The 25,160-nt window shown below is 74.1% G+C and carries 24 protein-coding genes; 11 read left to right on the forward strand and 13 right to left on the reverse strand.

Going from position 1 to position 25,160, the window contains the following annotated elements; genetic code table 11:
• Positions 1-22: 22 nt before the first annotated feature.
• The 4 genes from FXF52_RS02490 to FXF52_RS02505 all read left to right on the forward strand — a co-directional run bounded on the left by FXF52_RS02490 (position 23) and on the right by FXF52_RS02505 (position 4,498).
• Entirely contained in the window at positions 23-3,061 is a 3,039-nt protein-coding gene (locus FXF52_RS02490) for a sensor histidine kinase (protein WP_148793519.1), read from the forward strand.
• Positions 3,058-3,465 (forward strand): roadblock/LC7 domain-containing protein, encoded by a 408-nt coding sequence (locus FXF52_RS02495; protein ID WP_073834895.1) that lies wholly within the window; start codon positions 3,058-3,060, stop codon positions 3,463-3,465. The genes FXF52_RS02490 and FXF52_RS02495 overlap by 4 nt, the downstream gene beginning before the upstream one ends.
• Positions 3,466-3,531: 66 nt before the next feature.
• On the forward strand, positions 3,532-3,894 hold the full coding sequence (locus FXF52_RS02500; protein WP_073834894.1) for a DUF742 domain-containing protein: 363 nt from the start codon (positions 3,532-3,534) through the stop codon (positions 3,892-3,894).
• Positions 3,875-4,498, forward strand: a complete 624-nt coding sequence (locus tag FXF52_RS02505; RefSeq protein ID WP_148793521.1) for an ATP/GTP-binding protein — start codon at positions 3,875-3,877, stop codon at positions 4,496-4,498. Before FXF52_RS02500 ends, FXF52_RS02505 begins: the two co-directional genes overlap by 20 nt.
• A 107-nt stretch (positions 4,499-4,605) precedes the next feature.
• Here the strand turns inward: FXF52_RS02505 and FXF52_RS02510 are convergent, their stop codons facing one another.
• From FXF52_RS02510 to FXF52_RS02530, 5 genes are all read right to left on the reverse strand, one after another.
• The gene (locus tag FXF52_RS02510) at positions 4,606-5,694 is read right to left on the reverse strand and encodes a uroporphyrinogen-III synthase (protein ID WP_148793522.1); all 1,089 of its coding nucleotides are present in this window, start codon (positions 5,692-5,694) and stop codon (positions 4,606-4,608) included.
• Complete coding sequence (nirD, locus tag FXF52_RS02515) at positions 5,694-6,041, reverse strand: nitrite reductase small subunit NirD (protein ID WP_148793524.1); 348 nt, start codon at positions 6,039-6,041, stop codon at positions 5,694-5,696. Before nirD ends, FXF52_RS02510 begins: the two co-directional genes overlap by 1 nt.
• On the reverse strand, positions 6,038-8,569 hold the full coding sequence (nirB, locus tag FXF52_RS02520; RefSeq protein ID WP_148793718.1) for a nitrite reductase large subunit NirB: 2,532 nt from the start codon (positions 8,567-8,569) through the stop codon (positions 6,038-6,040). Before nirB ends, nirD begins: the two co-directional genes overlap by 4 nt.
• Positions 8,570-8,771: 202 nt before the next feature.
• A complete protein-coding gene (locus FXF52_RS02525) occupies positions 8,772-10,223 on the reverse strand; it encodes an FAD-dependent oxidoreductase (RefSeq protein WP_148793527.1) in 1,452 nt (483 codons plus the stop codon).
• Positions 10,220-12,379: a molybdopterin oxidoreductase family protein gene (locus FXF52_RS02530; RefSeq protein ID WP_148793529.1), complete on the reverse strand. Its 2,160-nt coding sequence runs from the start codon at positions 12,377-12,379 to the stop codon at positions 10,220-10,222. Before FXF52_RS02530 ends, FXF52_RS02525 begins: the two co-directional genes overlap by 4 nt.
• Positions 12,380-12,525: 146 nt before the next feature.
• Here FXF52_RS02530 and FXF52_RS02535 point away from each other — a divergent pair, with 146 nt between their 5' ends.
• Positions 12,526-13,221: a class I SAM-dependent methyltransferase gene (locus tag FXF52_RS02535; RefSeq protein WP_148793531.1), complete on the forward strand. Its 696-nt coding sequence runs from the start codon at positions 12,526-12,528 to the stop codon at positions 13,219-13,221.
• A gap of 3 nt (positions 13,222-13,224) precedes the next feature.
• On the opposite strand, the gene FXF52_RS02540 is transcribed toward FXF52_RS02535, so the two are convergent.
• Genes FXF52_RS02540 through FXF52_RS02560 form a run of 5 tightly spaced genes read right to left on the reverse strand, consistent with a single transcriptional unit; the run spans position 13,225 to position 16,430 of the window.
• Complete coding sequence (locus FXF52_RS02540) at positions 13,225-14,283, reverse strand: hypothetical protein (RefSeq protein ID WP_148793533.1); 1,059 nt, start codon at positions 14,281-14,283, stop codon at positions 13,225-13,227.
• On the reverse strand, positions 14,280-15,284 hold the full coding sequence (locus FXF52_RS41425) for a hypothetical protein (protein ID WP_187413286.1): 1,005 nt from the start codon (positions 15,282-15,284) through the stop codon (positions 14,280-14,282). The genes FXF52_RS02540 and FXF52_RS41425 overlap by 4 nt, the downstream gene beginning before the upstream one ends.
• 37 nt (positions 15,285-15,321) lie before the next feature.
• Positions 15,322-15,663 (reverse strand): hypothetical protein, encoded by a 342-nt coding sequence (locus FXF52_RS02550; protein WP_148793535.1) that lies wholly within the window; start codon positions 15,661-15,663, stop codon positions 15,322-15,324.
• Positions 15,664-15,684: 21 nt separating this feature from the next.
• Entirely contained in the window at positions 15,685-16,089 is a 405-nt protein-coding gene (locus FXF52_RS02555; protein WP_148793537.1) for a YbaB/EbfC family nucleoid-associated protein, read from the reverse strand.
• Entirely contained in the window at positions 16,086-16,430 is a 345-nt protein-coding gene (locus FXF52_RS02560) for a YbaB/EbfC family nucleoid-associated protein (RefSeq protein ID WP_187413287.1), read from the reverse strand. The genes FXF52_RS02555 and FXF52_RS02560 overlap by 4 nt, the downstream gene beginning before the upstream one ends.
• A gap of 221 nt (positions 16,431-16,651) precedes the next feature.
• Between FXF52_RS02560 and FXF52_RS02565 the strand changes: the two genes are divergently transcribed.
• The 6 genes from FXF52_RS02565 to glmM all read left to right on the forward strand — a co-directional run bounded on the left by FXF52_RS02565 (position 16,652) and on the right by glmM (position 21,283).
• On the forward strand, positions 16,652-16,912 hold the full coding sequence (locus tag FXF52_RS02565; RefSeq protein ID WP_187413288.1) for a DUF6364 family protein: 261 nt from the start codon (positions 16,652-16,654) through the stop codon (positions 16,910-16,912).
• Positions 16,902-17,195 carry a type II toxin-antitoxin system PemK/MazF family toxin gene (locus tag FXF52_RS02570; RefSeq protein ID WP_148793543.1) on the forward strand — a complete coding sequence of 98 codons (294 nt, stop codon included), beginning with the start codon at positions 16,902-16,904 and terminating at the stop codon, positions 17,193-17,195. Before FXF52_RS02565 ends, FXF52_RS02570 begins: the two co-directional genes overlap by 11 nt.
• Positions 17,196-17,318: 123 nt before the next feature.
• Positions 17,319-18,692, forward strand: coding sequence for an MFS transporter (locus tag FXF52_RS02575; RefSeq protein ID WP_255471702.1), 1,374 nt, complete (start codon positions 17,319-17,321; stop codon positions 18,690-18,692).
• 191 nt (positions 18,693-18,883) lie between these two features.
• On the forward strand, positions 18,884-19,327 hold the full coding sequence (gene rplM / locus FXF52_RS02580; protein WP_148793545.1) for a 50S ribosomal protein L13: 444 nt from the start codon (positions 18,884-18,886) through the stop codon (positions 19,325-19,327).
• Between the two features lie 20 nt (positions 19,328-19,347).
• Positions 19,348-19,812, forward strand: a complete 465-nt coding sequence (gene rpsI / locus FXF52_RS02585) for a 30S ribosomal protein S9 (RefSeq protein WP_030501567.1) — start codon at positions 19,348-19,350, stop codon at positions 19,810-19,812.
• Positions 19,813-19,927: 115 nt separating this feature from the next.
• Complete coding sequence (gene glmM, locus FXF52_RS02590) at positions 19,928-21,283, forward strand: phosphoglucosamine mutase (RefSeq protein ID WP_148793546.1); 1,356 nt, start codon at positions 19,928-19,930, stop codon at positions 21,281-21,283.
• A 257-nt stretch (positions 21,284-21,540) separates the two neighbouring features.
• On the opposite strand, the gene FXF52_RS02595 is transcribed toward glmM, so the two are convergent.
• The 3 genes from FXF52_RS02595 to FXF52_RS02605 are packed head-to-tail and all read right to left on the reverse strand — an operon-like array spanning position 21,541 to position 24,851.
• The gene (locus FXF52_RS02595; RefSeq protein WP_148793548.1) at positions 21,541-22,650 is read right to left on the reverse strand and encodes a low specificity L-threonine aldolase; all 1,110 of its coding nucleotides are present in this window, start codon (positions 22,648-22,650) and stop codon (positions 21,541-21,543) included.
• Complete coding sequence (locus tag FXF52_RS02600) at positions 22,647-23,852, reverse strand: pyridoxal phosphate-dependent aminotransferase (RefSeq protein ID WP_148793550.1); 1,206 nt, start codon at positions 23,850-23,852, stop codon at positions 22,647-22,649. The genes FXF52_RS02595 and FXF52_RS02600 overlap by 4 nt, the downstream gene beginning before the upstream one ends.
• Before the next feature lie 57 nt (positions 23,853-23,909).
• Entirely contained in the window at positions 23,910-24,851 is a 942-nt protein-coding gene (locus FXF52_RS02605; RefSeq protein ID WP_148793552.1) for an MmpS family transport accessory protein, read from the reverse strand.
• Positions 24,852-25,160 lie beyond the last annotated feature (309 nt).

Here is a 25,160-nt window from a genome sequence, read left to right on the forward strand (position 1 = left end):
AAGAAACGACGGAGGCGATGTCGTGAGCACCGGACCTACGACCCTGCCCGAGAGCACCGACGCCGGTGAGCGGAAGCGGCGACGGTGGCTGCCTCGGCTGCGTGACGCACGGATCCGTTCCAAGCTCGCGCTCATCCTGGTTGTTCCGGTGGCCGCCGTCATCGCACTGGCAACTATCCGACTCGTCTCGATCGGCGAGGGAGCGTACGACGCCACCCGGATCCGGGCGCTGACCGCACTGTCGATCGACGTCTCCGCGCTGAGCCAGGACCTGCACAAGGAGCGGATGGCGGCGGCCGCGTACCTGGCCGCAGCGGATGACAAGGCAACGGTGGATGAGAAGCCGGACGCCTACAACCTCGCGGTGCGGCGTACCGACGAGCGGATCGCGGCGTACCGGGAGGAGCGGGACGCGCTCGGCGAGGTGCCGGCCTCGGTCCGCAGCCGACTCAAGGTCATCGACGATCACCTGGCCACCCTGAACGGCACCCGCCAGGAGGTACTCGACCGGCAGCAGATGCCGGTGGCCGAGGCGAGCCTGCGCTACGGCATCATCCTGGGCGATCTCGTCGCGTACGGCGACACCCTCGCCCAGCAGCCCGGTGCGGAGAGCACCGCCGACGCCCGCCGGGCCGTGGCCGCGTTCGCGCACGCCAAGGCGGAGGTCGCCGAGGAGCAGGCGGTGGTCTTCACCGCGCTCTCCACCGGCCACATCGACGAGGAGCAGTTCTCCTCCTTCGTCGGCACCCTGACCGCCCAGCAGGAGGCGTTGCTCTCCTTCTCCCAGGCCGCCGAGCCGGCCCAGCGCGCCCTGGTGGACAGCACGGTCTCCGGTGACGCCGTGCAGCTCGCCGACCGGGTCGCGACCGACGTGTCCCGCTCGGTCAACAACAAGAACCCGCTGGTCGGCCGGGTGGACGCCTCCGCCGCCATCGGCGCGGTCAACGACCTGATGCGGTGGGCCGAGATCCGACTCCAGAACCGGCTGCTCGCCGACGCCGACGGGGTCCTGTCGGCGGTCATCCGGCAGGCCGTCGTGGAGAGCCTGATCGTCCTGTTCACCCTGGTCATCGCCGTGACGCTGGCCGTGGTCCTCGCCCGCTCGCTCAACGAGTCGCTGCGCCGGCTGCGCGAGGGCGCCCTGGCGGTGGCGAACCACGACCTGCCGGACGCGGTCAATCGCCTGCAGAACGTCAACGCCATCGGCGACGGTGGTGTGGACGAGATCGTCCAGCAGGTCCGGGACCCGATCCAGCTGTCCAACCGCGACGAGGTCGGCCAGGTGGCGGCGGCATTCAACGTGGTCCACCGGGAAGCGGTCCGGGTGGCGGCCGAGCAGGCCGCGCTGCGGACCAGCGTCTCGGCGATGTTCCTCAACCTGGCCCGGCGTTCGCAGAACCTGGTCGACCGGATGATCGGCGAGCTGGACGCGATCGAGCGGAGCGAGGAGGACCCGAAGCGGCTCGCCCAGCTCTTCGAGCTGGACCACCTGGCCACCCGGATGCGCCGCAACGACGAGAACCTGCTGGTGCTCGCGGGCGCCGACTCGGCCGTGCCGCGCCGGGACGACGCGCTCCTGGTCGACGTGCTGCGGGCCGCCCAGTCCGAGGTGGAGCTCTACAACCGGATCGAGTTCGGCACCGTCGACACCGACATCTCGGTCGCCGCGCACGCGGTCAACGACGTGGTCCGCCTGGTCGCCGAGCTGCTCGACAACGCCACCCGGTTCTCGCCGCCGAACACCACCGTGGTCGCGGACGGCCGGCGGATCCGGGACTACGTGCTGATCCAGGTCGAGGACCGCGGCCTCGGCCTCAGTGACGATCAGCTGGACTCGCTGAACCGCCGGCTGGCCGCCCCGCCCACGGTCGACGTGGCCGCGTTCCGGCTGATGGGTCTGGCGGTGGTCAGCCGGCTCGCCGCCCGCTACGGCATCCGGGTCGAGCTGCGTCGCAACGTCGAGGGGGGCACCGTCGCCCAGGTGACCCTGCCGAACTCCGCCGTGGTGCTGCCGGCGAACCGGGGCCAGGTCCCGCTGAGCCGGCCGCGCCAGCCGCTCGCCGTCGAGCAGGCCCCGCTGAACCCGGTGGGGCACGCCGCCGACCCGTTGGCCGGCGCGGGGCGGACCACCACCGCGACGCTGACCGACCAGTGGCGGACCCCCGCCCCGCCGGCCCGCTGGCAGTCGATGGCCGAGGCGCGGGACACCGGCCCCGCCGTTCAGGTCGGCGGCGCGGCGGGTGCGCTGCCGCCCGTGCCGCCCCCCGCCCCGGCGGCCCCGGTCTCCGGTGCCGGCTACGCGGTGAGCGGACCGACCGCCGGGTACCGCGCGCTGGACCCGCTGCCGAAGCGGATCCCGGGTGGTGAGGTGGCCGCGACCAGCGCTCCGGCCACGCCGATCGACCCCGCCCCGGCGCCGCCGCCGGCGTACCCGCCCCTGTCGGCTTACCAGCCGCTCGCGTCGGCCCCGCCGGTCGAGGCCGCCCCGCCGGCGCCCGCCGCCCCGGTGGTGGCCCACCCGGCCGAGGCGCCGATCTTCCGGGAGATGGAGGCGGTCTGGTTCCGCTCGCACGGCGAGGACGAGACCACGATCTTCGCCCGGCCCCGGTTCGACGACGGTCCGGCACCCGCCCCGGCGCAGCCCGTCACCCCGGCGCAGCCCGCCGCCGCGCCGCCGCTGCCTACCCGTACCCCGGGCGCCCAGGCGTCGGCGATGACCTCGCCGCCGCCGTACACCCCGCCGGCCGCCGCCGCACCCCCGCCGGCGCCGCCGACGACCGACCCGGGCGCCTGGCGGACGGCGGCCGACGAGGGTTGGGCGCGGGCCAGCCAGGCCGCGGAGCCCAACACCGGCGGGACCACCCGCTCCGGCCTGCCGAAGCGCGTGCCGCAGGCCCAGCTCGTCCCCGGCGGAGTCGAGCCGAAGGGCGGCCGGTCCCGTGCCCGGCGCACGCCGGATGAAGTACGCGGTCTGCTGTCGGCCTACCACCGCGGTGTGCAGCGGGGTCGGACGGCCGGCGCAGACCTGAACAGCACCTCGACCAAGGAGACGAACCGATGAACAGGCCAGCGGCCATGCAGGACATGGGTTGGCTGCTCACCAACTTCGCCGACAGCGTGGCGGGCATCGCCCACGTGGTGGCGGTGTCCGCGGACGGGCTGCTGCTCGCCTCCTCCCGCGACCTGCCGGCGGATCGAGCCGACCAGCTCGCCGCGATCACCTCCGGCGTGGTGAGCCTGACCGAAGGCGCCGCGCGGATGTTCAGCGCCGGCGGGGTGCTCCAGACGGTCATCGAGATGGACAGCGGATACCTGTTCCTCATGTCCATCAGCGACGGTTCGTCGATGGCGGTGCTGGCCGCCCGCAGCTGCGACGTGGGCCAGGTGGGCTACGAGATGGCGCTGCTGGTGGAGCGGGTCGGCCAGGCGCTGGTCCCGCTGCCGCGGGATGCCGTCCGGTCCTGACCGGCAATCGGTGTGACCTGGTGACCGGGAGCCGACCGGCTCCGTACGGAGGGAGGTGATCGCGAGATGGAACCACGACGGGATCCGCGTGGGGCGCTGGTGCGACCGTACGCGGTCACCCGTGGCCGCACCGAGCCGTTGCAGAACATCGCGCTGGAGGCGGTGCTCTCGTGCACGCCCACACAGTCGGCCGAGGCGCGGTTCGCCGGGCACGACAAGTACCGCATCGCCCTGGTCTGCGAGGGCCGCGCGCAGTCGCTCGCGGAGATCGCCGCGTACACCCGGATGCCGCTGGGCGTCACCCGGGTGCTGGTCGCCGACCTGGTGGCCGAGGGCCTGCTGACGCTACACACTGCCGCTCCGGCGACCGGGTTCCAGGAGCGAATGAACCTGCTGGGAAGGGTGCTAAGTGGACTTCGCGAACTATGACCCCGCCGGGGCGAGCCGCAGCCGGGAGATCATCTCCGCGAAGATCGTGATCGCGGGTGGCTTCGGGGTGGGCAAGACCACTCTGGTCGGCGCCATCTCCGAGATCACCCCGCTGACCACCGAGGCGCTGATGACCGCGGCCGGGGTGGGCATCGACGACCCGTCGAAGGTGCCGGGCAAGGAGACCACCACGGTCGCCATGGACTTCGGCCGCATCACCATGGCCCAGGACCTGATCCTCTACCTCTTCGGCACGCCGGGCCAGACCCGCTTCTGGTTCATGTGGGACGAGATCATCCGGGGTGCGGTGGGTGCCGCGGTGCTGGTGGACACCCGCCGGATCAGCGACGCCTTCGCCCCGCTGGACTACTTCGAGAACCGCAATCTGCCGTACGTGGTGGCGCTGAACCGGTTCGACGGCGCCCCGGTGTACGACCTGGAGGAGGTCCGCGAGTCGCTGTCGATCTCGCCTGACGTGCCGTTGGTGATGTGCGACGCCCGGCAGCGCGAGTCGGTCAAGCAGGTGCTGGTGACCGTGGTCGAGCACGCCATGCTCCGGCTGCAGGCCGAGCACGACCGGGGCTACCCCGCGTCGGTCGGCTGACCGGCGGCCCGTCCCGCGATCCGGCCACCGGCGCGGACGGCCGCTCCGATTAGCGGCCGCCGCGCGGGTCAGCGGACGGCCGCTCCGGTCGGCGGCCGCCGCGCCGGTCAGTCCACGCGGAGGCGGTAGCCGCGCTTGACCACGGTCTGCACCACCCGGGGGGCCTTCAGGCCGACCCGCAGCCGGGCGACCGCCATCTCCACGGCGTGCTCGTCCGCGCCCCGGGGCAGGGTACGCAGCAGGGCGGTGCGGGACAGCACCCTGCCGGGCGACGCGGCGAGCGCCCGCAGCACGGCCATCGGGGCCGGCGCGAGCGGACGCAGTTCCCCGTCCACCACGGCGGCGTGCCCGCGCAGCGTCAGCTGGTGCCCGCCGGCCCGTACGGTCACCGTCCGGCGCGGCAGCTCGTCCACGATCGTCCGGACCAGGGCGCCCAGCCGGGCCCGGCTCGGGGCGCTCACCGGCACCCCCCGCCGCACCAGCGGCTCGGCGGTGACCGCGCCGACGCAGCTGGCCAGCACGTCGCCCCGCAGCGCCGCGAGCACCGTCTCGGTACGGTCTCCGGCCGCCCGCAGCAGCGCCTCGGCGGCCGGGGCGGAGGTGAACGTGACCGCGTCGACCATCCGCCCCGCCACCAGGTCGATCAGCCGGTGCAGCGGCGCCGGGTCGGTCGGTGGCGCCCACCGGTAGACCGGCACCTCGATCACGGTGGCACCGGCCGCCTCCAGCGCCTCGGTGCACTCCGGCTGCCGCTCGCCGTGCAGCTGGAGGGCGATCACCTGGCCGGCCACCCCGCGCCGGACCAGATGGTCGACCACCTCGTCGCAGCTCTCCGAGGCCGGGGACCAGTGCTCGCGCAGCCCGGCGGCCCGGATCGCGCCGGTCGCCTTGGGGCCCCGGGCCACCACGTACGACCGGGAGAGCACACCGTGCAGCGGCTCGGCGAGCCCCCACCCCTCGGCCGCCTCCAGCCAGCCGCGCATCCCGATGCCGGTGTTGGCCATCAGCACGTCCGGTGGGCGGTCGAGGCAGGCCCGGGTGGCCTCGCGCAGGTCGGTGTCGTCGGCCAGCGGCACGATCCGCAGGGCGGGGGCGAGCACCACCCGCGCGCCGCGCCGCTGGAGCAGCGCGGCCAACTCGTCGCGTCGCCGGTCGGCGGTGACCCCGATGGTGAAGCCGGCCAGTTCCTCCCGCATCACTCCTCCTGTCGCAGCCGCACCTCGACCACCCCGTCCCGGCAGCGCACCTCGTGCCGCCGCAGCACCACGTCCGGGAGGTCCAGGCACCGCCCGGTCCCCAGCTCGTAGACCTGCTTGTGCAGCGGGGAGGCCAGCGTCGGCCTGCCACCGCGGCAGCCCACGATCCCCCGCGACATCACGTACGCACCGCCGACCGGGTCGAGGTTGTCGACCGCGTACAGCTCGCCGCCGGTGCGGAAGAGCGCCACCTGCACGCCGTCGACCAGCGCGGCCACCCCGCGATCGGGGTCCAGCCGGTCCAGTGGGCAGATCACGGTCCAGTCCACCATGGTCAGCGTGCTCATCGGCGTACCTCCGGGAGGCCGAGCGCGACCGGCTGGCGGCGACGGTCGGCGCCGGCCCCCGGTGGCGTCCCACGCGGGGGCACCGGCTGGCCGCGTTCGACCGTGAACGCGATGGACGGGTCGGGCACGTCCGGGGCGTTGACGAAGGAGGTGAAGCGGCGCAACCGCTCCGGGTCCTCTAGCACGTCCCGCCACTCGTCCGAGTACGCGGCGACGTGCCGGGCCATCGCCGCGTCCAGGTCGGCGCAGAGCCCGAGCGAGTCGTCCACGATCACCGACCGCAGGTGGTCGAGGCCGCCCTCCATCGCCTCGAGCCAGGCGGCGGTGCGCTGCAACCGGTCGGCGGTGCGGATGTAGTACATCAGGAATCTGTCGATCAGCGTGACCAGCTCGTCGGTGCGCAGATCGGTGGCGAACAGGTCGGCGTGCTGCGGCCGGAAGCCGCCGTTGCCGCCGAGGTAGAGGTTCCAGCCGGTCTCGGTGGCGATGATGCCGAAGTCCTTGCCGCGCGCCTCGGCGCACTCCCGGGCGCAGCCGGAGACCGCCGCCTTGAGCTTGTGCGGGGCGCGTAGCCCCCGGTAGCGCAGCTCCAGCGCCACGGCCAGCCCGACCGAGTCCTGCACCCCGTACCGGCACCAGGTCTCGCCGACGCAAGACTTCACCGTCCGCAGCGCCTTGCCGTACGCGTGACCGGACTCGAAACCGGCGTCGACCAGCCGGCGCCAGATCTGCGGGAGCTGCTCGACCCGCGCCCCGAACAGGTCGATCCGCTGCCCGCCGGTGATCTTGGTGTAGAGGCCGAAGTCCCGGGCCACCTCACCGATCACGATCAGCTTCTCCGGGGTGATCTCCCCGCCCGGGATCCGGGGCACCACCGAATAGCTGCCGTCCCGTTGCAGGTTGGCCAGGAAGTGGTCGTTGGTGTCCTGCAGCGACGCCTGCTCGCCGTCGAGCACGTGCCCGGTGCCGAGGGAGGCGAGGATCGAGGCCACCACCGGCTTGCAGATGTCGCAGCCGCGTCCCCGCCCGTGCTCGGCGATGAGCTGCGAGAACGTGCGGATGCCGCGGACCCGGACGAGGTCGAACAGCTCCTGTCGGCTGGCGTCGAAGTGCTCGCAGAGCGCGGTGGACTGTCGCACCCCGGCCGCGTCGAGGAGCTGCTTCAACATCGGCACACAGGAGCCGCAGCTCGTACCGGCCCGGGTGCACGCCTTCAGCGCCGGCACGTCGGTCGCCCCGCCGGCGATCGCCGCGTCGATCTCCGCGCGGGTCACCGCGTTGCACGAGCAGACCTGCGTCGCGGCCGGCAGCGCGCCGACCCCGGCGGCCGCGCCGCCGGCCGGCGCCAGCAGGGCCAGCGGGGGAGCGGGCAGCGGCCCGCCGACACTCGCCCGCAGCGTCGGGTACGCGCTCGCATCGCCGACCAGCACCCCGCCGAGCAGCGTCTTCGCGTCGTCGGAGAGGACCAGCTTCGCGTACGTGTGGGTGGCCGGGTCGGTGAAGGTGACGTCGAGGCAGCCCGGGGTGCTGCCGTGCGCGTCGCCGAACGAGGCCACGTCCACGCCGAGCAGCTTGAGCTTGGTCGCGGTGTCCGCGCCGGGGAAGGTGGCCGCCCCGCCGAGCAGCCGGTCGGCGACCACCTCGGCGGTCGCGTACCCGGGGGCCACCAGGCCGTGGCAGGTGCCGTCCACCGCCGCGCACTCGCCGACCGCCCAGATCCGCTCGTCCGCCGTCCGGCAGGTGGCGTCGACCAGCACCCCGCCGCGCGGCCCGAGCGGCAGGCCCGCCGCCCGGGCCAGCTCGTCCCGCGGCCGGATGCCGGCGGCCACCACGACCAGCTCCGCGTCGACCGTCCGGCCGTCGGTGAGTTCCAGAGCGGCGACCGCCCCGTCGGGGCCGGGGCGCAGTGCGGTGGTGGCCACCCCGAGGTACGGGGTGACGCCCAGCTCCTCGACGTAACGGCGGAGCATCGCCCCGCCCGCCTCGTCCACCTGCACCGGCATCAGCCGGGGCGCGAACTCCACCACGCTGGTGGCGAGGCCGAGCAGGCGCAGCGCGTTCGCCGCCTCCAGGCCGAGCAGGCCGCCGCCGATCACCGCCCCGGCCCGCCGGCCCCGGGCGTGCTCCCGGATCGCCGCCAGGTCGTCCAGCGTCCGGTAGACGAACACTCCTGGCAGGTCGGTGCCCGCCACCGGCGGGACGAAGGCGGACGACCCGGTGGCCAGCACCAACGCGTCGTACGGGTGCTCCCCGGCCGCGGTGAGCACCACCCGCCGCTCCCGGTCGATGCCGAGGGCCGGCTCGCCCAGCCGCAGCTCCACCCCGTCGTCGGGGGTGTGCAGGTTCAGCTCCTCCGCGCCGACCCCGTCGAAGAAGGCCGAGAGCCGCACCCGGTCGTACGCCGGCCGCCGCTCCTCGGCGAGCACCGTCACCCGCCAGCGCCGGTCGTGGTCCCGGGCGCGCAACGCCTCGACGAAGCGCTGCCCCACCATGCCGTTGCCGACCACGATCAACCTGCCGCCGCTCATGCCGGCACTCCGCTTCGCCGAGCGGTCCGAATCGCTCATCGCGTCACCTCCACCGCGTCGCGATCTCTTTCCTGACCGGCACCGGATCCTCCGGCCGGCCGCCGTGGCGTCGTTGCCGCGGCGCCCGGTTCCCGGGCCGTCGTCGCCGTCCCGCCGGGCGCCGGGCTCCGTCGCCCGGGTCGTCGCCCCACCCCGAGCCCGGTCATCGCGACACCACCGGCTCGGCCCCGGCGAGCCAGTCGGCGATGCCGGCGACCGCGTCCCGGCAGCCGCCGCAGCCGGTCGCGGCCCGGGTGGCCGCCGACAGCTCCTCGACCGTCCGGGCGCCGGCGCGCCAGCACGCCACCAGCGCGCCCTTGCGGACGTCGTTGCACTGACACACCGTGGCCGCGTCCGGCATCAGGGCCGGAGACGCGGCGGGAGCGGCCGGGGCGGGGCCGAACGCCCGCCCGAGCAGCAGCGACCGCCGGTCCGCCGGCACCGGGGCGCCCCGGTCGAAGAGCTGCACCACCGTGCCGACGGCCGGGTTGTCGCCGAGCAGGATGGCCCCGGTCAACCGGTCGTCGCGGATCCGCAGCCGGGCGTACGTGCCCCGGGCCGGGTCGGCGAAGGTGAGCTCCTCGGCCGGGCCACCGTGGACGGTGCCGTCGGCCGGCGTGGCGCCGGTGGCGTCGCCCATCGCGGCCAGGTCGATGCCGGCCGCCTTGAGCCGGGTCACAACCGGCCGGGGCCGGTACCGGGCGAGCGGGTCCTCCCCGGCCAGCACCTGCGCCACCACCCGGGCCTGCGCCCAGGCCGGGGCGACCAGCCCGGTCAGCTCCCCGTCGTGCTGGGCGCAGTCGCCGATCGCCGAGATGCGCCGGTCACTGGTCCGCAGCCGGTCGTCCACCACCACGCCCCGGTCCACCGCCAGCCCGGCCGCGCCGGCCAGCGCGGTGTCGGGGCGTACGCCGCAGGAGAGGACCAGCAGGTCGGCGTGGAGCGACCGGCCGTCGGCGAGGTCGAGGCGGACCCCGTCGGCGTCGGCGGCCACCCCGGTCGCCGGAACGGCCAGCGCGGTCCGTACGCCGAGCCCGGCGAGGGTGTCGGCGAGCACCGCCCCGGCGGCCGGGTCGAGCTGCCGTTCCATCAGCCACCCGGTCGGGTGCACCACGGTCACGTCCAGCCCCCGGGCGGCGAGTCCCCGGGCCGCCTCCAGCCCGAGCAGCCCGCCGCCGAGCACCAGGGCGCGGCGGGCGCCCCGGGCGGCGGCGAGGATCCGTCGGCAGTCGTCCAGCGTGCGGAACGGGATCACCCGGTCGGGCAGCGGGTGGAGCCCGGGCAGCGGCGGCACCAGGGCCCGGCTGCCGGTGGCGAGGACCAGGTGGTCGTAGCCGTGCCGGTCCCCGTCGGCGGTGCACACCTCCCGGGCGACCCGGTCGATCGCGGTGACCGCCACCCCGGTCCGGACGTCCACGCCCTGCCCGGCGGCCTCGGTCAGCTCCACGTCCGGCTCGCCGATCTTCCCGGCCAGCAGGGTGGACAGCATGATCCGGTTGTACGCCCGGTGCGGCTCCGCCCCGAGCACGGTGATCTTCCGGTCCCCGCCCCGGGCGTGCAGTTCGGCGGCGATCCGCGCGCCCGCCATCCCGTAGTCGACGATGACGATCCTCATGCCTTCTCCACCCGGACCGCACAGATCTTGAACTCGGGCATCCCGGAGACCGGGTCGACGGCGTCGTTGGTGACCGAGTTGGCCCGGGCGGCGCCCGGCCAGTGGAACGGGGCGAAGACGGTGTCCGGCCGGATCGCCGGGCTGAGCCGGGCCGGCGCGCGCAGCTCACCCCGGCGCGAGACCACCCGTACCGCGTCGCCCTCCGCGACGCCGAGCCGGTCGGCCAGGTCCGGGTGCAGCTCGACGAAGCCCTCCGGGGCGGCCCGGCGCAGCGCGTCGATCCGGCGGGTCTGGGTGCCGGACTGGTATTGGGCGAGCACCCGGCCGGTGGTGAAGTGCAGCGGGTAGTCGGCGCACACCTCCTCGGCGGCCGGCCGGTGCGTCACCGGGTGGAAGCGGGCCCGCCCGTCCGGCGTCGGGAAGGACTCGGTGAAGAGCCGGGGCGTGTCCGGCCCCTCCGGGTCCGGGCAGGGCCAGAAGACGCCCTCGTCCCGTTCGACCCGCTCCCAGGTGACCCCGGCGTAGTCCGCCGGCCCGCCGGCCGAGGCCCGCCGCAGCTCCTCGAACACCACCTGCGGATCAGCCGGAAACCGCTCCGCCGCCTCGGGTGTTGGCCGGGGCCCCCGGTTATGCGTTCGGCGATAGGAAGGAGCCCCTCCTGCCAGGCGGGCGGCCAGGGCGGCGAGCACCTCCAGGTCGGTGTGGACGCCCGGTGGGGGCTCGCGCAGCGCGCGGCGGCGCAGCACCCGGCCCTCCAGGTTGGTCATCGTGCCGTCCTCCTCGGCCCACTGCGCGACGGGCAGCACCACGTCGGCCAGCTCGGCCGTCTCGGAGCGCAGGAAGTCCGCCACCACCAGCAGGTCGAGGTCGCGCAGCCGGGACTCGACCCGGGCCGCCCGGGGCGCGGACACCACCGGGTTGGAACCGAAGACCAGCAGCGCCCGGGGGCCGGTCGCGGTGCCGAGGGAGTCCAGCAGGGCGTACGCGGGCACGCCGGGTCCGGGCAGGTCGCTCACGGGTATGCCCCAGACCCGCGCCACGTGCTCGCGGGCCGCCGGGTCGTCGATCCGCCGGTACCCGGGGAGCTGGTCGGCCTTCTGCCCGTGCTCCCGCCCGCCCTGGCCGTTGCCCTGCCCGGTCAGGCAGCCGTACCCGGAGCCGGGGCGGCCGGGCAGGCCGAGGGCGAGGGCGAGGTTGATGAAGGCGGTGACGGTGTCGACGCCCTTGGCGTGCTGTTCCGCGCCCCGGGCGGTGAGGATGATCGCCCGGTCCACGGTGGCCAGTGCGCGGGCGGTGGCCTCCAGGTCGGCCACCGGCACTCCGGAGAGGCGTTCCACCTCGGCCGGCCAGTACCCGGCCACGGTCCGCCGGACCTCGTCGAAGCCGCTGGTCCGGTCGGCCACGTACGTCCGGTCGAGCCAACCCTCGGTGAGCGCGATGTGCAGCAGTGCGTTGGCCACCGCCAGGTCGGTGCCGGGCAGCGGTTGCAGGTGCCGGTCGGCCTGCCGGGCGGTTGCGGTGAGCCGGGGGTCGACCACGATCAGCCGGCCGCCCCGGGCGCGCTGGTCGGCGAGGTGGCGCAGCAGCGGCGGCATGGTCTCGGCCGGGTTCGCGCCGACCAGCAGCAGGGTGTCCGCCCGACCGAGGTCGGCGAGGGGGAAGGGCAGCCCCCGGTCGACGCCGAAGGCGCGCAGCCCGGCCGCGGCGGCCGAGGACATGCACCACCGGCCGTTGTAGTCGATGTGCCGGGTACGCAGCGCCACCCGGGCGAACTTGCCGAGCGCGTACGCCTTCTCGTTGGTCAGCCCGCCGCCGCCGAAGACCGCGACCGCGTCCGGCCCGTGCCGGTCCTGGACGGCGCGGATCGCGGCGACCACCCGGTCGAGGGCCTCGTCCCAGGTCGCCCGGCGCAGCGGTGCGCCGGGCCGGTCCCGCAGCAGCGGGCTGGTCAGCCGGTCGGGATGGTCGAGCAGGTCGGCGGCGGTCCAGCCCTTCTGGCACAGGCCGCCGCGGTTGGTGGGGAACGGCCGAGGGGCAACCTCGATCCGCGGCCCGCCCTCCCGCAGCACCATGCCGCACTGGAGCGCGCAGTACGGGCAGTGCGTGGCGACCTCCCGGGTCCCTCGCCGCGTTGTCACGCGTGCACCGTCTGTCATGTCGGGAAAGCGTGCCGCCGGGCGGTTTCCGGTCCGGGTCCCGTCTGTTTCGGTCCTGTCAAGAGCGCCTCACACCGCACGGGAGTGACGGACCGGACGGCCAGGTTTAGAATGTGAGACAACAGTCTTGGATAGTGGGAGGCGCGATGAGTGTGGCGGACGCGTTCGACGCGGTGGCGGGGGTCTACGACGAGGCCCGGCGCCGGCTGGTGCCCTGCTTCGACGCCTTCTACGGCGCCGCGGTCGAGGTCGCCGCGCCGCCGCTGCGGGCGGCGCTCGCCTCGGGGCGTACCCCGGAGGTGCTGGACCTGGGCGCGGGCACCGGCCTGCTCTCCCTGCTGATCGCGGCGGCGGTCCCCGGCGTCCGGCTGACCCTGGTCGACGCCGCGCCGGGCATGCTGGCGGTGGCCACCGGCCACCTGGCCGCCCGTGGGGTGCCGCACCGGACGGTGCTCGCCGACCTGACCGACCCGCTGCCCGCCGGCCGGTACGACGCGGTGGTCTCCGCCCTGGCCATCCACCACTTGGACGACGATGGCAAGCGGGCGCTCTACCGGCGGGCGGCCGAGGCGCTGGTGCCCGGCGGGGTGTTCGTGAACGCCGAGCAGGTCGCCGGGCCGACCCCGGCGCTGGACCGGCGCTACGACGAGGTCTGGACGGCCCGGATCACCGAACTGGGCTCGGACGCCGAGGAGATCGCGGCGGCCCGGGAACGGATGCGGCACGATCGGCCGGCGCCGGTGGCCGACCAGTGCGGCTGGCTCACCGACGCCGGCCTGACCGACGTGGACTGCTTCTTCAAGGAGTGGCGGTTCGCCGTCTTCGGCGGTCGTCGCCCGTGACGCTCAGCGCACCTTCGGTTCGACCGTCGCGGTGAACCGGGTGACCTGGGTAGGGACCCGGGCGCCCCGTTTCGTCGAGTGGACCTCGGTCCGGGTGTTCACCCGCAGGTCCAGGCGGGTGACCTGGCCCGCGACGATCCGGACGGGCACCCGTACCGGCTCGGGCGCGGCCACCTCCGCACCGCCCGGCGCCCGCATCTCGACCGTCACCTCGTGCTCACCGGGCGGGAGACGGTAGGCCCAGGTCCGCCACGAGAACGGGCGCCGCTCGCCGTCGATCGACAGCACCGGCCAGGGGATCCAGGAATTCGGGTCCTCCGCCGGCTCGGACACCACGCCCAGCCCGTTCCACCGGTACTCCTGCGCCGAGACGCCGGTGACCACGAGGGCCCCCCGCCCGGCGTCGGTCAGCCCGGCCGGCGGTTCGCCGTCGCCGAGGAACATCCCCCGGTCGGCGTCCCGCACGTCGCCGGTGGACTCGTACGACGCCGCCACCCGGCGGCGCCGATCGATCGCGCGCTTGCCCCGGCTCACCAGCAGGGTCAGGCCGACGAGCCCGGCGATCAGGCCGGCCGCCGCGGCGGCGGCCACCGGCGGGCTCAGCTTGCCGGGGAGCAGCGGGAACGAGGACGTGGCGAGCAGCGGCAGCACGAAGACCCAGGCGCCGGGCCCCGGCCGCCGGCGCACCGGAGGGCGGGCCAGCATCCCCTCGACGGTGCCGTACGACGCGGGCATGAAGTACTCGAGCTCGGCGACCTCACCGGGACGGACGCTGACCCGGCGGACCGACTCGGCGGAACCCGGCCCGCGTACCTCGACCAGGTGCTCGCCCGGCTCGACGACGGTGACCATGCGGCCATAGCCGCGCCACATCGGGCGGTCATCCACCCCGACCGCCTTCAGTTGCAGCCAGGTGGCCGGGTCGGACCCCCGGGTCCGCACCCGGACCGACACGCCGGCCATGCCCGGTGGCAGTGCGGGGGCCGGCCCGCCCACCGGCCACGGCACCACGGGCGCCTCCGGGTAGCCCCCCGGGGGCGTCATCTTCTCCCAGCGGTTCACTTCGTCACGTCCAGGGCGTCGTCGATCTGCTGGTCGGACATCGAGGAGTCGCCGGCCGTCAGGTACTTCGTGAGCCCCGTCTCGGCGTTCACCCCGGGGCCGACGTAGCCGCCGGGATCCCGCAGGACGCTCCCGGTGATCCGGAACGCCGTCGACAGGGTGGCGCTGGAACCCCGGAACTGCACCACGCTCTTGCCGACGTTGGCCATGAGGCCCGCGGGGAGGACCCGGGCCATCAGGTCCCGGATCCGCAGCAGCAACTGGACGACCCGGTCCATGACCCGCACGGCCCGGGTGGTGGCCACCGTCGCCTGCACCCCGGTCGCCGCCCCGGCGGCCGCCACCGAGCCACCCATGGTCGGCGCCGCCGCGGCCATGGCTATCGCCCACTCGACGATCATCCACTCGATCAGGGTCGCCAGGATGCCGATGATGATCTGCTGGGCGGCAGCCATGAGCTTCGAGAAGAGGATGAGCAGCCCCGAGATGGAGGCCGCTTCCCCACCGGTCGCCTCGATCGCGTCGGCGAACTCCAGCAGGCGGGTCTTGGCGGCGGCCGCGTCCCGGCCGGCCCACTCGATCAGCTCGTCGGTGGCGGCCTGCCGGACGGCCGCGGCCAGCGGCACCAGCGCCTTGCCGAGCTGCTCCCACTGCTCGGCGTACGGCTCCATCCGCTCGGCGTTGCCGGTGACCAGGCTGAGCAGGTCCTCCAATGGCTGCACGAAGTCGATGAGGAAGGTCAGGCCGGCGGAGATGAGCCAGTTCAGCGGGTCGATCCAGACCGCCACCCCGTTCGCGGCGAAGTCCAGGACGCCCGCCTTGATGTCCGTCCACTCCCCCTCGGAGATGCCGGTGTAGAGGTTCTTGGCCGCCTCGGCCATGGGGAGGACGGAGTCCCACTTGTAGTCGATCGCGTCGGTGATGCCGAGGTTGCCGGCGTACTGGCCGCCGTCGTCGCTGTTGTTGCTCAGGTAGGCGTCGTTGTCGTCGGTGGTCGTCACGAGGGGTCGCTCCCGTTGTCGGTGGCCGCGGCGCCGGTCACTTGCCGCCGGAGAGTTTGTCCTGGAACCGCTCGAACGCCTGCTCCAACGCCTGCTGCAACGCCGCGTCCAACTCCTGGTAGCGGTCGGCGCTCGCCTTGATGGCGCCGCCCTGCGAGTGCAGCGCCTTCGAGATCGTCCGGATGTGGTCCCGCGCCTGTTCCGCCGTCCCGTCGTACGTGCCCTTCATGAACGCCGCCCCGAGGGCGCCCCAGAGCACGTCCGGCGGATCGGCCTTCGCCAGGCCGTCGGCGATCTGGTCGGCGCTCGTGGCGAGCGCCTTCAGCACCTCGGCGGTGCTGGTCAGCTTGTCGGTCGGGACGACGATGCCGTCACCCACGTCGGTCTCCTCTCGGCCCGGTCACCAGAGCCGCCCCGGGCGCTGGTCGACGATGTCGCGGACGTGCTCGGGGATCGCCTCGCGGACCAGGTCGACGGTGGGGACGCCACCCAGCTCGGTGCCGAGCTCCGCGAGCTTGAGCGCACGGGCCGCCTGGGCCTCCCGGATCGCGCCGAGGATCATCCCGGCGAGCAGGCCGCCGTGCCGCAGCGCCGCGTCCGCGATGTCCACCGTGGCCACCTGGCCGTTCTCATCGACCACGACCCGTACGCCGCCGTCCGAGGAGAACGCCTCGCCGGACAGCCCGCCGGCCTGCTCGGCGAACCGCTCGTAGCGCTCCACCATCGCCTGGTTGCGCTGCCGGATCCCGTCCAGGAACGCCAGCACCTCGTCCGGGTGCCCGAACTCGCGTGGCTGCCCGGTCATGCGCCCGCGTCCTCGTCCTTGTCCAGCTCCGCCCGGAGCTGCGCGGCGGTCGGCAGCGGCGCGAACGGATCCCGGGTACGCCCGCCGGTCAGCTCGCTGAGCGTCTCCGCCAGGTCGCGCTGGAGCACCAGGTTCGCCTCGCGGATCGTGCGGACCACCAGCTCGCCCAGTTCGGCCCCGGGATACCGGAAGGCGCGCGAGCTGAGGTGCAGCTCGCGGACCGCGCCGCCCGGACCGACGACGACGGTGACCGCGTGGTCCTCGCTGGTCAGCTCTGTCGACGCCGCGGCGACCGCCTCCCGTATCCGTCTCGCTCGTTCGGCGATGGCCTGCGGCTCCACGGGTGGTGCTCCCTCCCGATCCGGTGGTGGGCCGATCCGGATCATGGAGAACCCTAGAGGTGGGTGGTATGCCCTGTCCGCCCCGGACGGTCGGCTGAACGGCTGAACGGCCCACCCGGGCGATCGGTCCGATGCCGGCTGCCCTGTCCCGCGGTGTCCGGTTCGCCGATCGGTGCGAGCGGGGATGACTGCTGGTAATACCAATGGGTAATCTGTCCGGCATGACCGCGAAGGTGACGCTGTCGTTCTCGGACGACACGATCGAGGAGGCGCGCCGGTTCGCCAAGCGGGAAGGGCTCTCCCTCTCCGCCTGGATGGACCAGGCCGCCCGGGAGAAGGCGCTGCGCGAGGTCTTCACCGCGCACGCCGCCGCCGTCGGCCGCGCCGGCTTCGACCTGGAGTCCGCCGCCCTGGCCGACGCCCAGGAGGCGGCGATGGTCGACGACGCCCTCTTCGGCGGCGGACGCCCGCGTGCTGCGTAGGGGTGAGGTCTGGCGCATCTCCGGCGCCCGGGAACGGCTCGGACTGGTGATCAGCTCCGATGTCTACAACTCCACCGACGTGCCGATCGTGATCGTGGCCGAGGTGGTCGAGGAGTCGCTGCTGCGAGACTCGCCCCTCGCCGTACCCATGGGCGGGTACGTGGTGATGCCCGACCGGCTCTCCTCGCCCATGAAGAAGTGGTTCACCGAGTGCGTGGACGTCGCCGACACCGAGACCATGCAGCGGGTGGGCCGGGCGCTGCGCATCCTCCAGGAGATCTGAGCCCGCTCACCGCCGGCTCCGGCCGGACGTGCGGTCTCCGTTTCCGGCCCGACCCGCGACGGGCACCGCCGGGAAACCGCCCGTTCCTAGCGTCCCCCTCGTCATCGACGAGGAGGAGTCGCCGTGCGCACGCTCGCTTCCCCCACGACCCTGGCCCCGGACACCGTGGGGGGCCGGCGGCGAATCACCGACTGGCGCCCCGAGGACCCCGAGTTCTGGGACACCACCGGCGCCCCGGTCGCCCGCCGCAACCTGTACGTCTCGATCTTCGCCGAGCACGTCGGCTTCTCCGTGTGGAGCCTCTGGTCGGTGATGGTGCTCTTCCTCGGCCCGGAGTACGGCGTCGACCCGGCCGGGAAGTTTCTGCTCACCGCCGTGCCGGCCGCGCTGGGCGCGGTGCTGCGGCTGCCGTACACCCTGGCGGTGGCCCGGTTCGGCGGGCGGAACTGGACGATCGTCAGCGCGCTGCTGCTGCTGGTGCCGGCGGTGCCGATGGCGCTGCTGATCGAGCCGGGGGTGGCGTACTCGACCTTGATGCTGCTGGCCTGCCTGACCGGGATCGGCGGGGGCAACTTCGCCTCCTCGATGGCGAACATCAACCTGTTCTTCCCGGACCGGCTCAAGGGCCGGGCGCTCGGCCTCAACGCCGGTGGCGGGAACCTCGGCGTGCCGGCGGTGCAGCTCGTCGGGCTGGCGGTGCTGGCCACCGCCGGGGCCGCGTACCCCCGGCTGGTGCCGGCGGTCTACCTGCCGCTGATCGTGCTCGCCGCGCTGGCGGCGGCGCGCTGGCTGGACAACGTTCCCGGGGCGCGCAACGAGCCGGGGGCGCTGCGGGCGGCCGCCCGGGACCCGCACACCTGGGTCATGTCCCTGCTCTACGTCGGCACCTTCGGCTCGTTCATCGGCTTCGGCTTCGCCTTCGGCCAGGTGCTCCAACTCCAGTTCCACGACCGGTTCCCGACCCCGGTCGACGCCGCCTGGCTGACCTTCCTCGGGCCGCTGATCGGCTCGCTGATCCGGCCGGTCGGCGGCCAGCTCGCCGACCGGCTCGGCGGGGCCCGGGTCACCTTCTGGAACTTCGTGGCGATGGCCGCGGGTGCCGGGCTGGTGCTGTACGCCGCGCGCGAGCGGTCGTTCCCGCTCTACCTGGTCGGGTTCCTGGGGCTCTTCGTGTTCTCCGGGATCGGCAACGGGTCGACGTACAAGATGATCCCGGCGATCTTCCGGGCCCGGGCCGCCACCGAGGCGGAGCGGACCGGGGACCGGGAGGCGGCCGAGCGCCGGGCGCGGCGGCTCTCCGGGGCGCTGATCGGCGTCGCCGGGGCGGTCGGCGCCTCGGGCGGGGTGCTGGTGAACGTCGCCTTCCGGCAGTCCTTCCTCGTCGCCGGGAACGCGGACTCGGCCTACCTGGCCTTCATCGGCTGGTACGCGCTCTGCTTCGCGGTGACCTGGGTGGTGTACCTGCGACCGGGGCCGGCTAAGCTTTCCGGGGTGTGACCTGCGCCATGGTGGAAGCGCAGGCCGCGCGGGGTGACACCCCGTTTTGACCTGCCGCCGGGCGGCCGGGTATCGTTGCCTGCTGTTGTACGACATTCAGAGGCGTGCCGCATCAGGTACGCTTGGTCGTTCGTGCGCGCCTGGTCACCTCGGCGCGCGACCCCAGACCGACGACGAGACAAGGTAGACCTGTGCGTACGTACAGCCCGAAGCCGGGTGAGATCGAGCGTCAGTGGCACGTCATCGACGCCTCTGATGTCGTGCTGGGCCGCCTCGCGACCCACGCCGCCACGCTGCTGCGTGGCAAGCACAAGCCGACTTTCGCGCCGCACGTCGACACGGGCGACTTCGTCGTCATCGTGAACGCGGGCAAGGTCGCGCTGACCGGCAACAAGCGCCAGCAGAAGATCGCTTACCGGCACTCGGGTTACCCGGGTGGTCTGAAGCAGGTCGGCTACGAGGAGCTGCTCAGCAAGCGTCCCGAGCGGGCCATCGAGCTGGCCGTGAAGGGGATGCTCCCGCACAACAAGCTCGGCCGTCAGCTGATCAAGAAGCTGAAGGTCTACGCCGGTGCCGAGCACCCGCACGGCGCGCAGCAGCCGGTGCCGTTCGAGATCAAGCAGATCGCGCAGTGAGCGCGGGCGAAGGAAGCAGCATGACCGACATCACCGCCACCGAGGTTGCCCCCGAGGCCACCGAGGCGCCGGCGCCCGTCGCCCGCGCGCCTCGTGGCGACCGGCCGATCCAGACCGTGGGCCGGCGCAAGGAGGCCATCGTCCGGGTCCGCATCGTCCCCGGCAGCGGCAAGATCACCTGCAACGGCCGTGACCTCGAGGCCTACTTCCCGAGCAAGGTGCACCAGCAGCTCATCAAGGACCCGCTGGTGACCGCCGAGAAGGCCGAGGCGTTCGACGTGATCGCCAACCTCCGTGGTGGCGGCACCACCGGCCAGGCCGGCGCGCTGCGCCTCGCCATCGCCCGGGCGCTGATCGTCAGCGAGCCGGACGACCGTCCGGCCCTGAAGAAGGCCGGCTTCCTGACCCGTGACGCCCGGGTCAAGGAGAGCAAGAAGTACGGTCTCAAGAAGGCCCGTAAGGCTCCTCAGTACTCGAAGCGCTGATCACCAGCAGCGCCTTGTACTTCTGACGGACGGCCGGGTCCGCCTCCTCTACGGGGAGGTGGCCCGGCCGTTCGCTTTCCTCTCCTCGCAACGGCGATTCATCGGAGGTTGGCGTATGGGCCGGTTGTTCGGCACGGACGGCGTACGCGGGCGGGCGAACGCGGATCTCACCCCGGAGTTGGCGCTGGCGGTGGCGGTCGCCGCCGCGCACACGCTCGCCGAGTCGGACAAGAGCCATCCGCCGCTCGCCGTGGTCGGCCGGGACACCCGGGCCAGCGGCGAGATGCTGGAGGCCGCCGTGGTGGCCGGGCTCACCAGCGCCGGCGCCAACGTGGTACGCGTCGGCGTGCTGCCCACCCCCGCGGTGGCGTTCCTCACCGCCGAGGCCAAGGCCGACCTGGGCGTCATGCTCTCCGCCTCGCACAACCCAATGCCGGACAACGGGATCAAGCTCTTCGCCGCCGGCGGGCACAAGTTGCCCGACGAGATCGAGATGCGGATCGAGGCGGCGGTCGAGGCGAACGCCGCCACCGCCTGGGAGCGTCCGACCGGTGCCGGTGTGGGCCGGGTGCACGACCTGCTGGACGGCGCCGACCACTACGTCCAGCACCTGGTCGGCACCGTGCCGCACCGGCTGGACGGGATCAAGGTCGTGGTGGACTGCGCCAACGGCGCGGCCGCCGAGGTCGCCCCGGTGGCCTACCGGGAGGCCGGCGCCGAGGTGATCGCGATCTGCGCCGAGCCGGACGGGCTCAACATCAACGACGACTGCGGCTCCAACCACCTGGACGCCCTGCGGGCCGCCGTGGTGGAGCACGGCGCCCACCTGGGCATCGCCCACGACGGCGACGCCGACCGCTGCGTGGCGGTCACCGCCGACGGCGACGAGGTCGACGGCGACCAGGTGATGGCGATCCTGGCCCTGGCCATGCGCGAGGCCGGCGCGCTGACCGAGGACACCCTCGTCGCCACCGTGATGAGCAACCTTGGCCTGAAGCTCGCCATGTCCGCCGAGGGCATCCGGCTGCTCGAGACCAAGGTCGGCGACCGGTACGTGCTGGAGGAGCTGCGCGCGTCCGGGCTGGCCCTGGGCGGCGAGCAGAGCGGCCACATCGTCATGCCCGCATACGCCACCACCGGCGACGGCGTGCTCACCGGCCTGCACCTGATGTCCCGGATGGCCGCCACCGGCAAGTCGCTCGCCGAGCTGGCCGCCGTGGTCACCAAGCTGCCCCAGGTGCTGATCAACGTGCCGGTGGGCGACCGGACCGTGGGCTCCGCCGCGCCGGCCGTCCGGGCGGAGGTGGAGCGGGCCGAGGCCGAGCTGGGCGAGACCGGCCGGGTGCTGCTGCGCCCCTCCGGCACCGAGCCGCTGGTCCGGGTCATGGTCGAGGCGGCCACCGAGGCAACCGCCCGTTCGGTGGCGGAGCGGATCGCCGAGCAGGTACGCACCGCCAGCCCGGCCGGCTGACCACCATTCCGGCTCATCCGGGCGCGGCGGGATCCTCCCGTCGCGCCCGGTGCCGTTTCCGATTCGACTCCGCCCGCCCCCGCCGGCCGTAGGTCACCTGCACATCAACGCCCGGTCCGCCGCGGTTCTGGGTGGTCGCACGCTACGAACTTAATGACGTGAACGGATCAGCCAGGTTGCCCGCCTGGTCGCGGCCTTCCGCCACCGGCTGGGTCGCCCGGGCTACCCGTCGACCGCCTGGTCGGGCGGGGCCGGGCTCAGCGCGGCGACAGCCGGCGCAGGAAGCGGTCGGCCAGATCGACCACGTGGTCGGCGTCCAGTTCCAGTGCCGGGGCGGCCACCGTCACCTCGGCCAGCGCAGTGCCGGGCACCTCGCTGTCCCGCCAGCCGCCGACGAACCACGCCTTCTCCTCCTCGGCGAGGACGAGGTTGGCGGCGTTGAGGGCGTCTGCCGGGTGCGGCAGCCACAGCCGGAACTGGTGCGTGTGCGGGGGCTCCGGATGGACGCGCGCCCCGGGAAGGGTGGCCAGGGCCCCGGCCACCACCTGCGCGTGCGCCACGTAGCCGGCGAGCCGGGGCAGCTCGTCCGCCAGGCCGGCGAGCCCGGCGAGGGCGGCCGGCCACTGCTGGAAGAGGTTCCCGCCGTAGCGGTGCCGCCAGGCCCGGGCGTACGCGACCAGCTCCGCCGAGCCGGCCAGCGCCGCACCGGAGTGGCCGCCGAGGGACTTGTAGAACGAGACGTACGTGCTGTCGGCCAGCGCAGCGATCTCGGCCGGCGAACGACCCAGGTGGACGCTGGACTCCCAGAGCCGGGCGCCGTCCAGGTGCACCCGGGCGCCCCGCTGCCGGGCCGCCCCCACCACGGCGACCAGCTCGTCCCAGGTCGGCAGGACGAACCCGGCGTCCCGCAGCGGCAGCTCCAGCAGCAGCGTGCCGATCGGCTCGTCGAGCGCGGTCACCTCGTCGGCGGTCGGATTGCGCGGGGCGCTCGTGGTCAGCACCGCGCGCAGGCCGCCGAGGACGGCGTACGCGTCCCGCTCGTGCAGCAGCGGGTGGCTGAGCGGGTGCAGACCGACCCCGTCCCGGCCGGTCAGCTCGGCGCCGTAGCGCATGGCGACCTGCTGGGCCATGGTGCCGGTGGGGAAGAAGGCGACCGCCTCGGTGCCGAGCAGTTCACCGACGCGGCGTTCCAGCTCCTCGACCGCCCCGCCCGCACCGTAGAAGTCGGGCAGCAGGTCGTCGGCCGCGACCGCCCGGAGCGTTGCCAGCTGTTCCACCACGGAGGTCGGCCGGACGCCGGAGAGCACCGTGCCGCAGCCGCGCAGCGCGGTGAGCCGGCGGACCCGGTCGGCGTACCCGTCGCTCATGCCGACACCTCGCTGCCGTCCTCCTTCGTCAGCCCGCGCAGCCGGTCCACCGCCTCGGTCAGCACCTCCGGGCGCTTGCAGAAGGCGAACCGGACCAGCCGCCGCCCGGCCTCGACGTCGTCGTAGAAGACCTGTGTCGGCACCGCCACCACGCCGCAGCGCTGCGGCAGCGACCGGCAGAACTCCACCCCGTCCCGGCCGCCGAGCGGGGTGACGTCGGCGGTGACGAAGTATGTGCCCTCGGGGGCGAGCACGTCGAACCCGGCGTCGGCGAGCCCGGCGACGAGCTGGTCCCGCCGTCGCTGCAGATCGTCCCGGAAGCCGGTGAAGTACGCGTCGGGCAGGCCGAGCGCCAGCGCGACGGCCGGTTGCAGCGGCCCGGCGTTGACGAAGGTGAGGAACTGCTTCACCCGCAGCACCGCGGAGACCAGCGGCGCGGGTCCGCTCACCCAGCCGACCTTCCATCCGGTGCAGGAGAAGGTCTTGCCGGCCGAGGAGATCCGCAACGTCCGCTCCCGCATTCCGGGGAGCGTCGCCAGCGGCACGTGCGGGGCGGCGGCGTCGGTGAACACCAGGTGCTCGTACACCTCGTCGGTGACCGCGTACGCGTCGTGCGCCTGGCACAGCTCGGCGACCAGGGCCAGCTCGTCGCGGGTGAACACCTTGCCGGTCGGGTTGTGCGGGGAGTTCAGCAGCACCAGCCGGGTGCGCGGCCCGAACGCGGCGCGCAGCTCCGCCGGGTCGAAGCCGTACCGGCCGTCGCCGGCGGGACGCAGCGTGACCGGGCGGCGGACGGCGCCGGCCAGTGCGATCGACGCCGCGTACGAGTCGTAGTACGGCTCGAAGCAGATCACCTCGTCACCCGGCTCGCACAGGGCGAGGATGCTGGCGGCGATCGCCTCGGTGGCGCCCGCGGTCACCACGATCTCGCCGTCCGGGTCGTACGCCAGATCCCAGAAGCGGCGCTGGTGGGCCGAGACGGCCGCGCGCAGCGCCGGGATCCCCGGGCCCGGCGGGTACTGGTTGTGGCCGGAACGCAGCGCCTCGGCGGCCGCCGCGAGCATCTCCGGCGGGCCGTTGGTGTCCGGGAAGCCCTGGCCGAGGTTGACCGCCCCGGTACGCACGGCCAGCGCGGACATCTCGGCGAAGATGGTGGTGCCGAACGGCCGCATCCGGGCCACCAGCGGATCGGTCGTCGTCACGCGGGCCAGCCTACGGCCCGCCGCCAGCGCCGCAAGCCCGCCGTTCGGCCGGCGGCGTCACCAGCCGAAGCAGGTCGCCCCGTAGACGCCCGAATCCCGGGAGACGACCTTCCCGTCGATGGTGATCGAGCAGGTCACCTTGTCGTCGCTCGCCAGGCCGGCGGGCGAGGCGATGACCTGCACCCGCTCGCGGTCGTTGGCGGTGATCGCCAGCCGCCACGGCGACCGCAGTCCCTCGTACTGGTGGAAGTCGCCGTTCGCGTCGTAGAACTGCACGTCCACCAGGACGGCGCCGGTCGCCTCGTAGACGACGGTCAGCTGCCCGGGCCCGCCCGACGGCGTGGTGGCGGGGCTCGACTGCCCGGCGCCGGCGGTGACGTCCTCCTCCGGGTCGCCGTAGCCCGGGTCGCCGTACGGCTCCGCGGACGTCCCCGGATCCTCGTACCAGCTGCTCAGCACGCCCAGGCCGACACAGCCGCAGAAGACCAGCACGAGGACGGTGGTCACCGCGACCACGATCGCCGCGACCCGGCCGCCGTTCGTTCGGGCCGGTGGCGCACCGGGGTACGCGTACGGCGGCGGGTAGCCCGGCGGCGGCCAGCCCGGTGTGGGGTACCCGGGCCAGAGTTGAGCCGGCGACGGGACGGGCGGGACGGCCGGCCGCGGCGCGCCGACCTGGCCGGACGATCCGGCGGGGGCCGGGGCGCCGGTGGCGCTCGAAGGGCCGGTGGTGGCTGGGGTGCCGGCGGTGGCTGGGGTGGCGGTGGTGCCAGGCGTGTCCGTCGTGCCAGGCCATCCCGTGGTGCCCGCCGTGCCGGTCGGGTCCGGCGACCAGGGGCGAGGCGACCACGGCGTCGGCGACCAGGCCGCTGGCGGCGCCCACGGCTGCGGGGCGGCGAGCGGGTCCGGCGGAGTCCAGGACCCGGGTGCCGGTGGGGTGGTGGGATCGGGGTGGCCCCCGTCGGCCGGCGGCTCGGGGGTCGGCGTTGGTTCGGACATCAGGTCAGCTCGCAGGGGACGCGTGGGACGGCCGGTGCGGTGGTGGGGGACCCCGACCAGGGCCCTCAATGTACGGCCCGGGGGCAATTCCGGGCGGCCCCGCGCCCCACCCGTCGGGGCGGACCCGTGCATTCCGCCCTGCCTCGACGTCCGGATCGGAGGTGGATGCCGTCCGGGTGAGCGCGTGCCCGGAGGCCGCTCGCCCGGGTGATTCGTCCGATCCTTGCCCTCCGGCCACCCGTTCGCTCAGATTCAATGATTGTTTACCCGCTTTCCGAGCACGCATCGTGAGCGAAACTGGGTTAGGCT

The organism is Micromonospora sp. MP36, from assembly GCF_008119785.1.
GTDB lineage: Bacteria > Actinomycetota > Actinomycetes > Mycobacteriales > Micromonosporaceae > Micromonospora.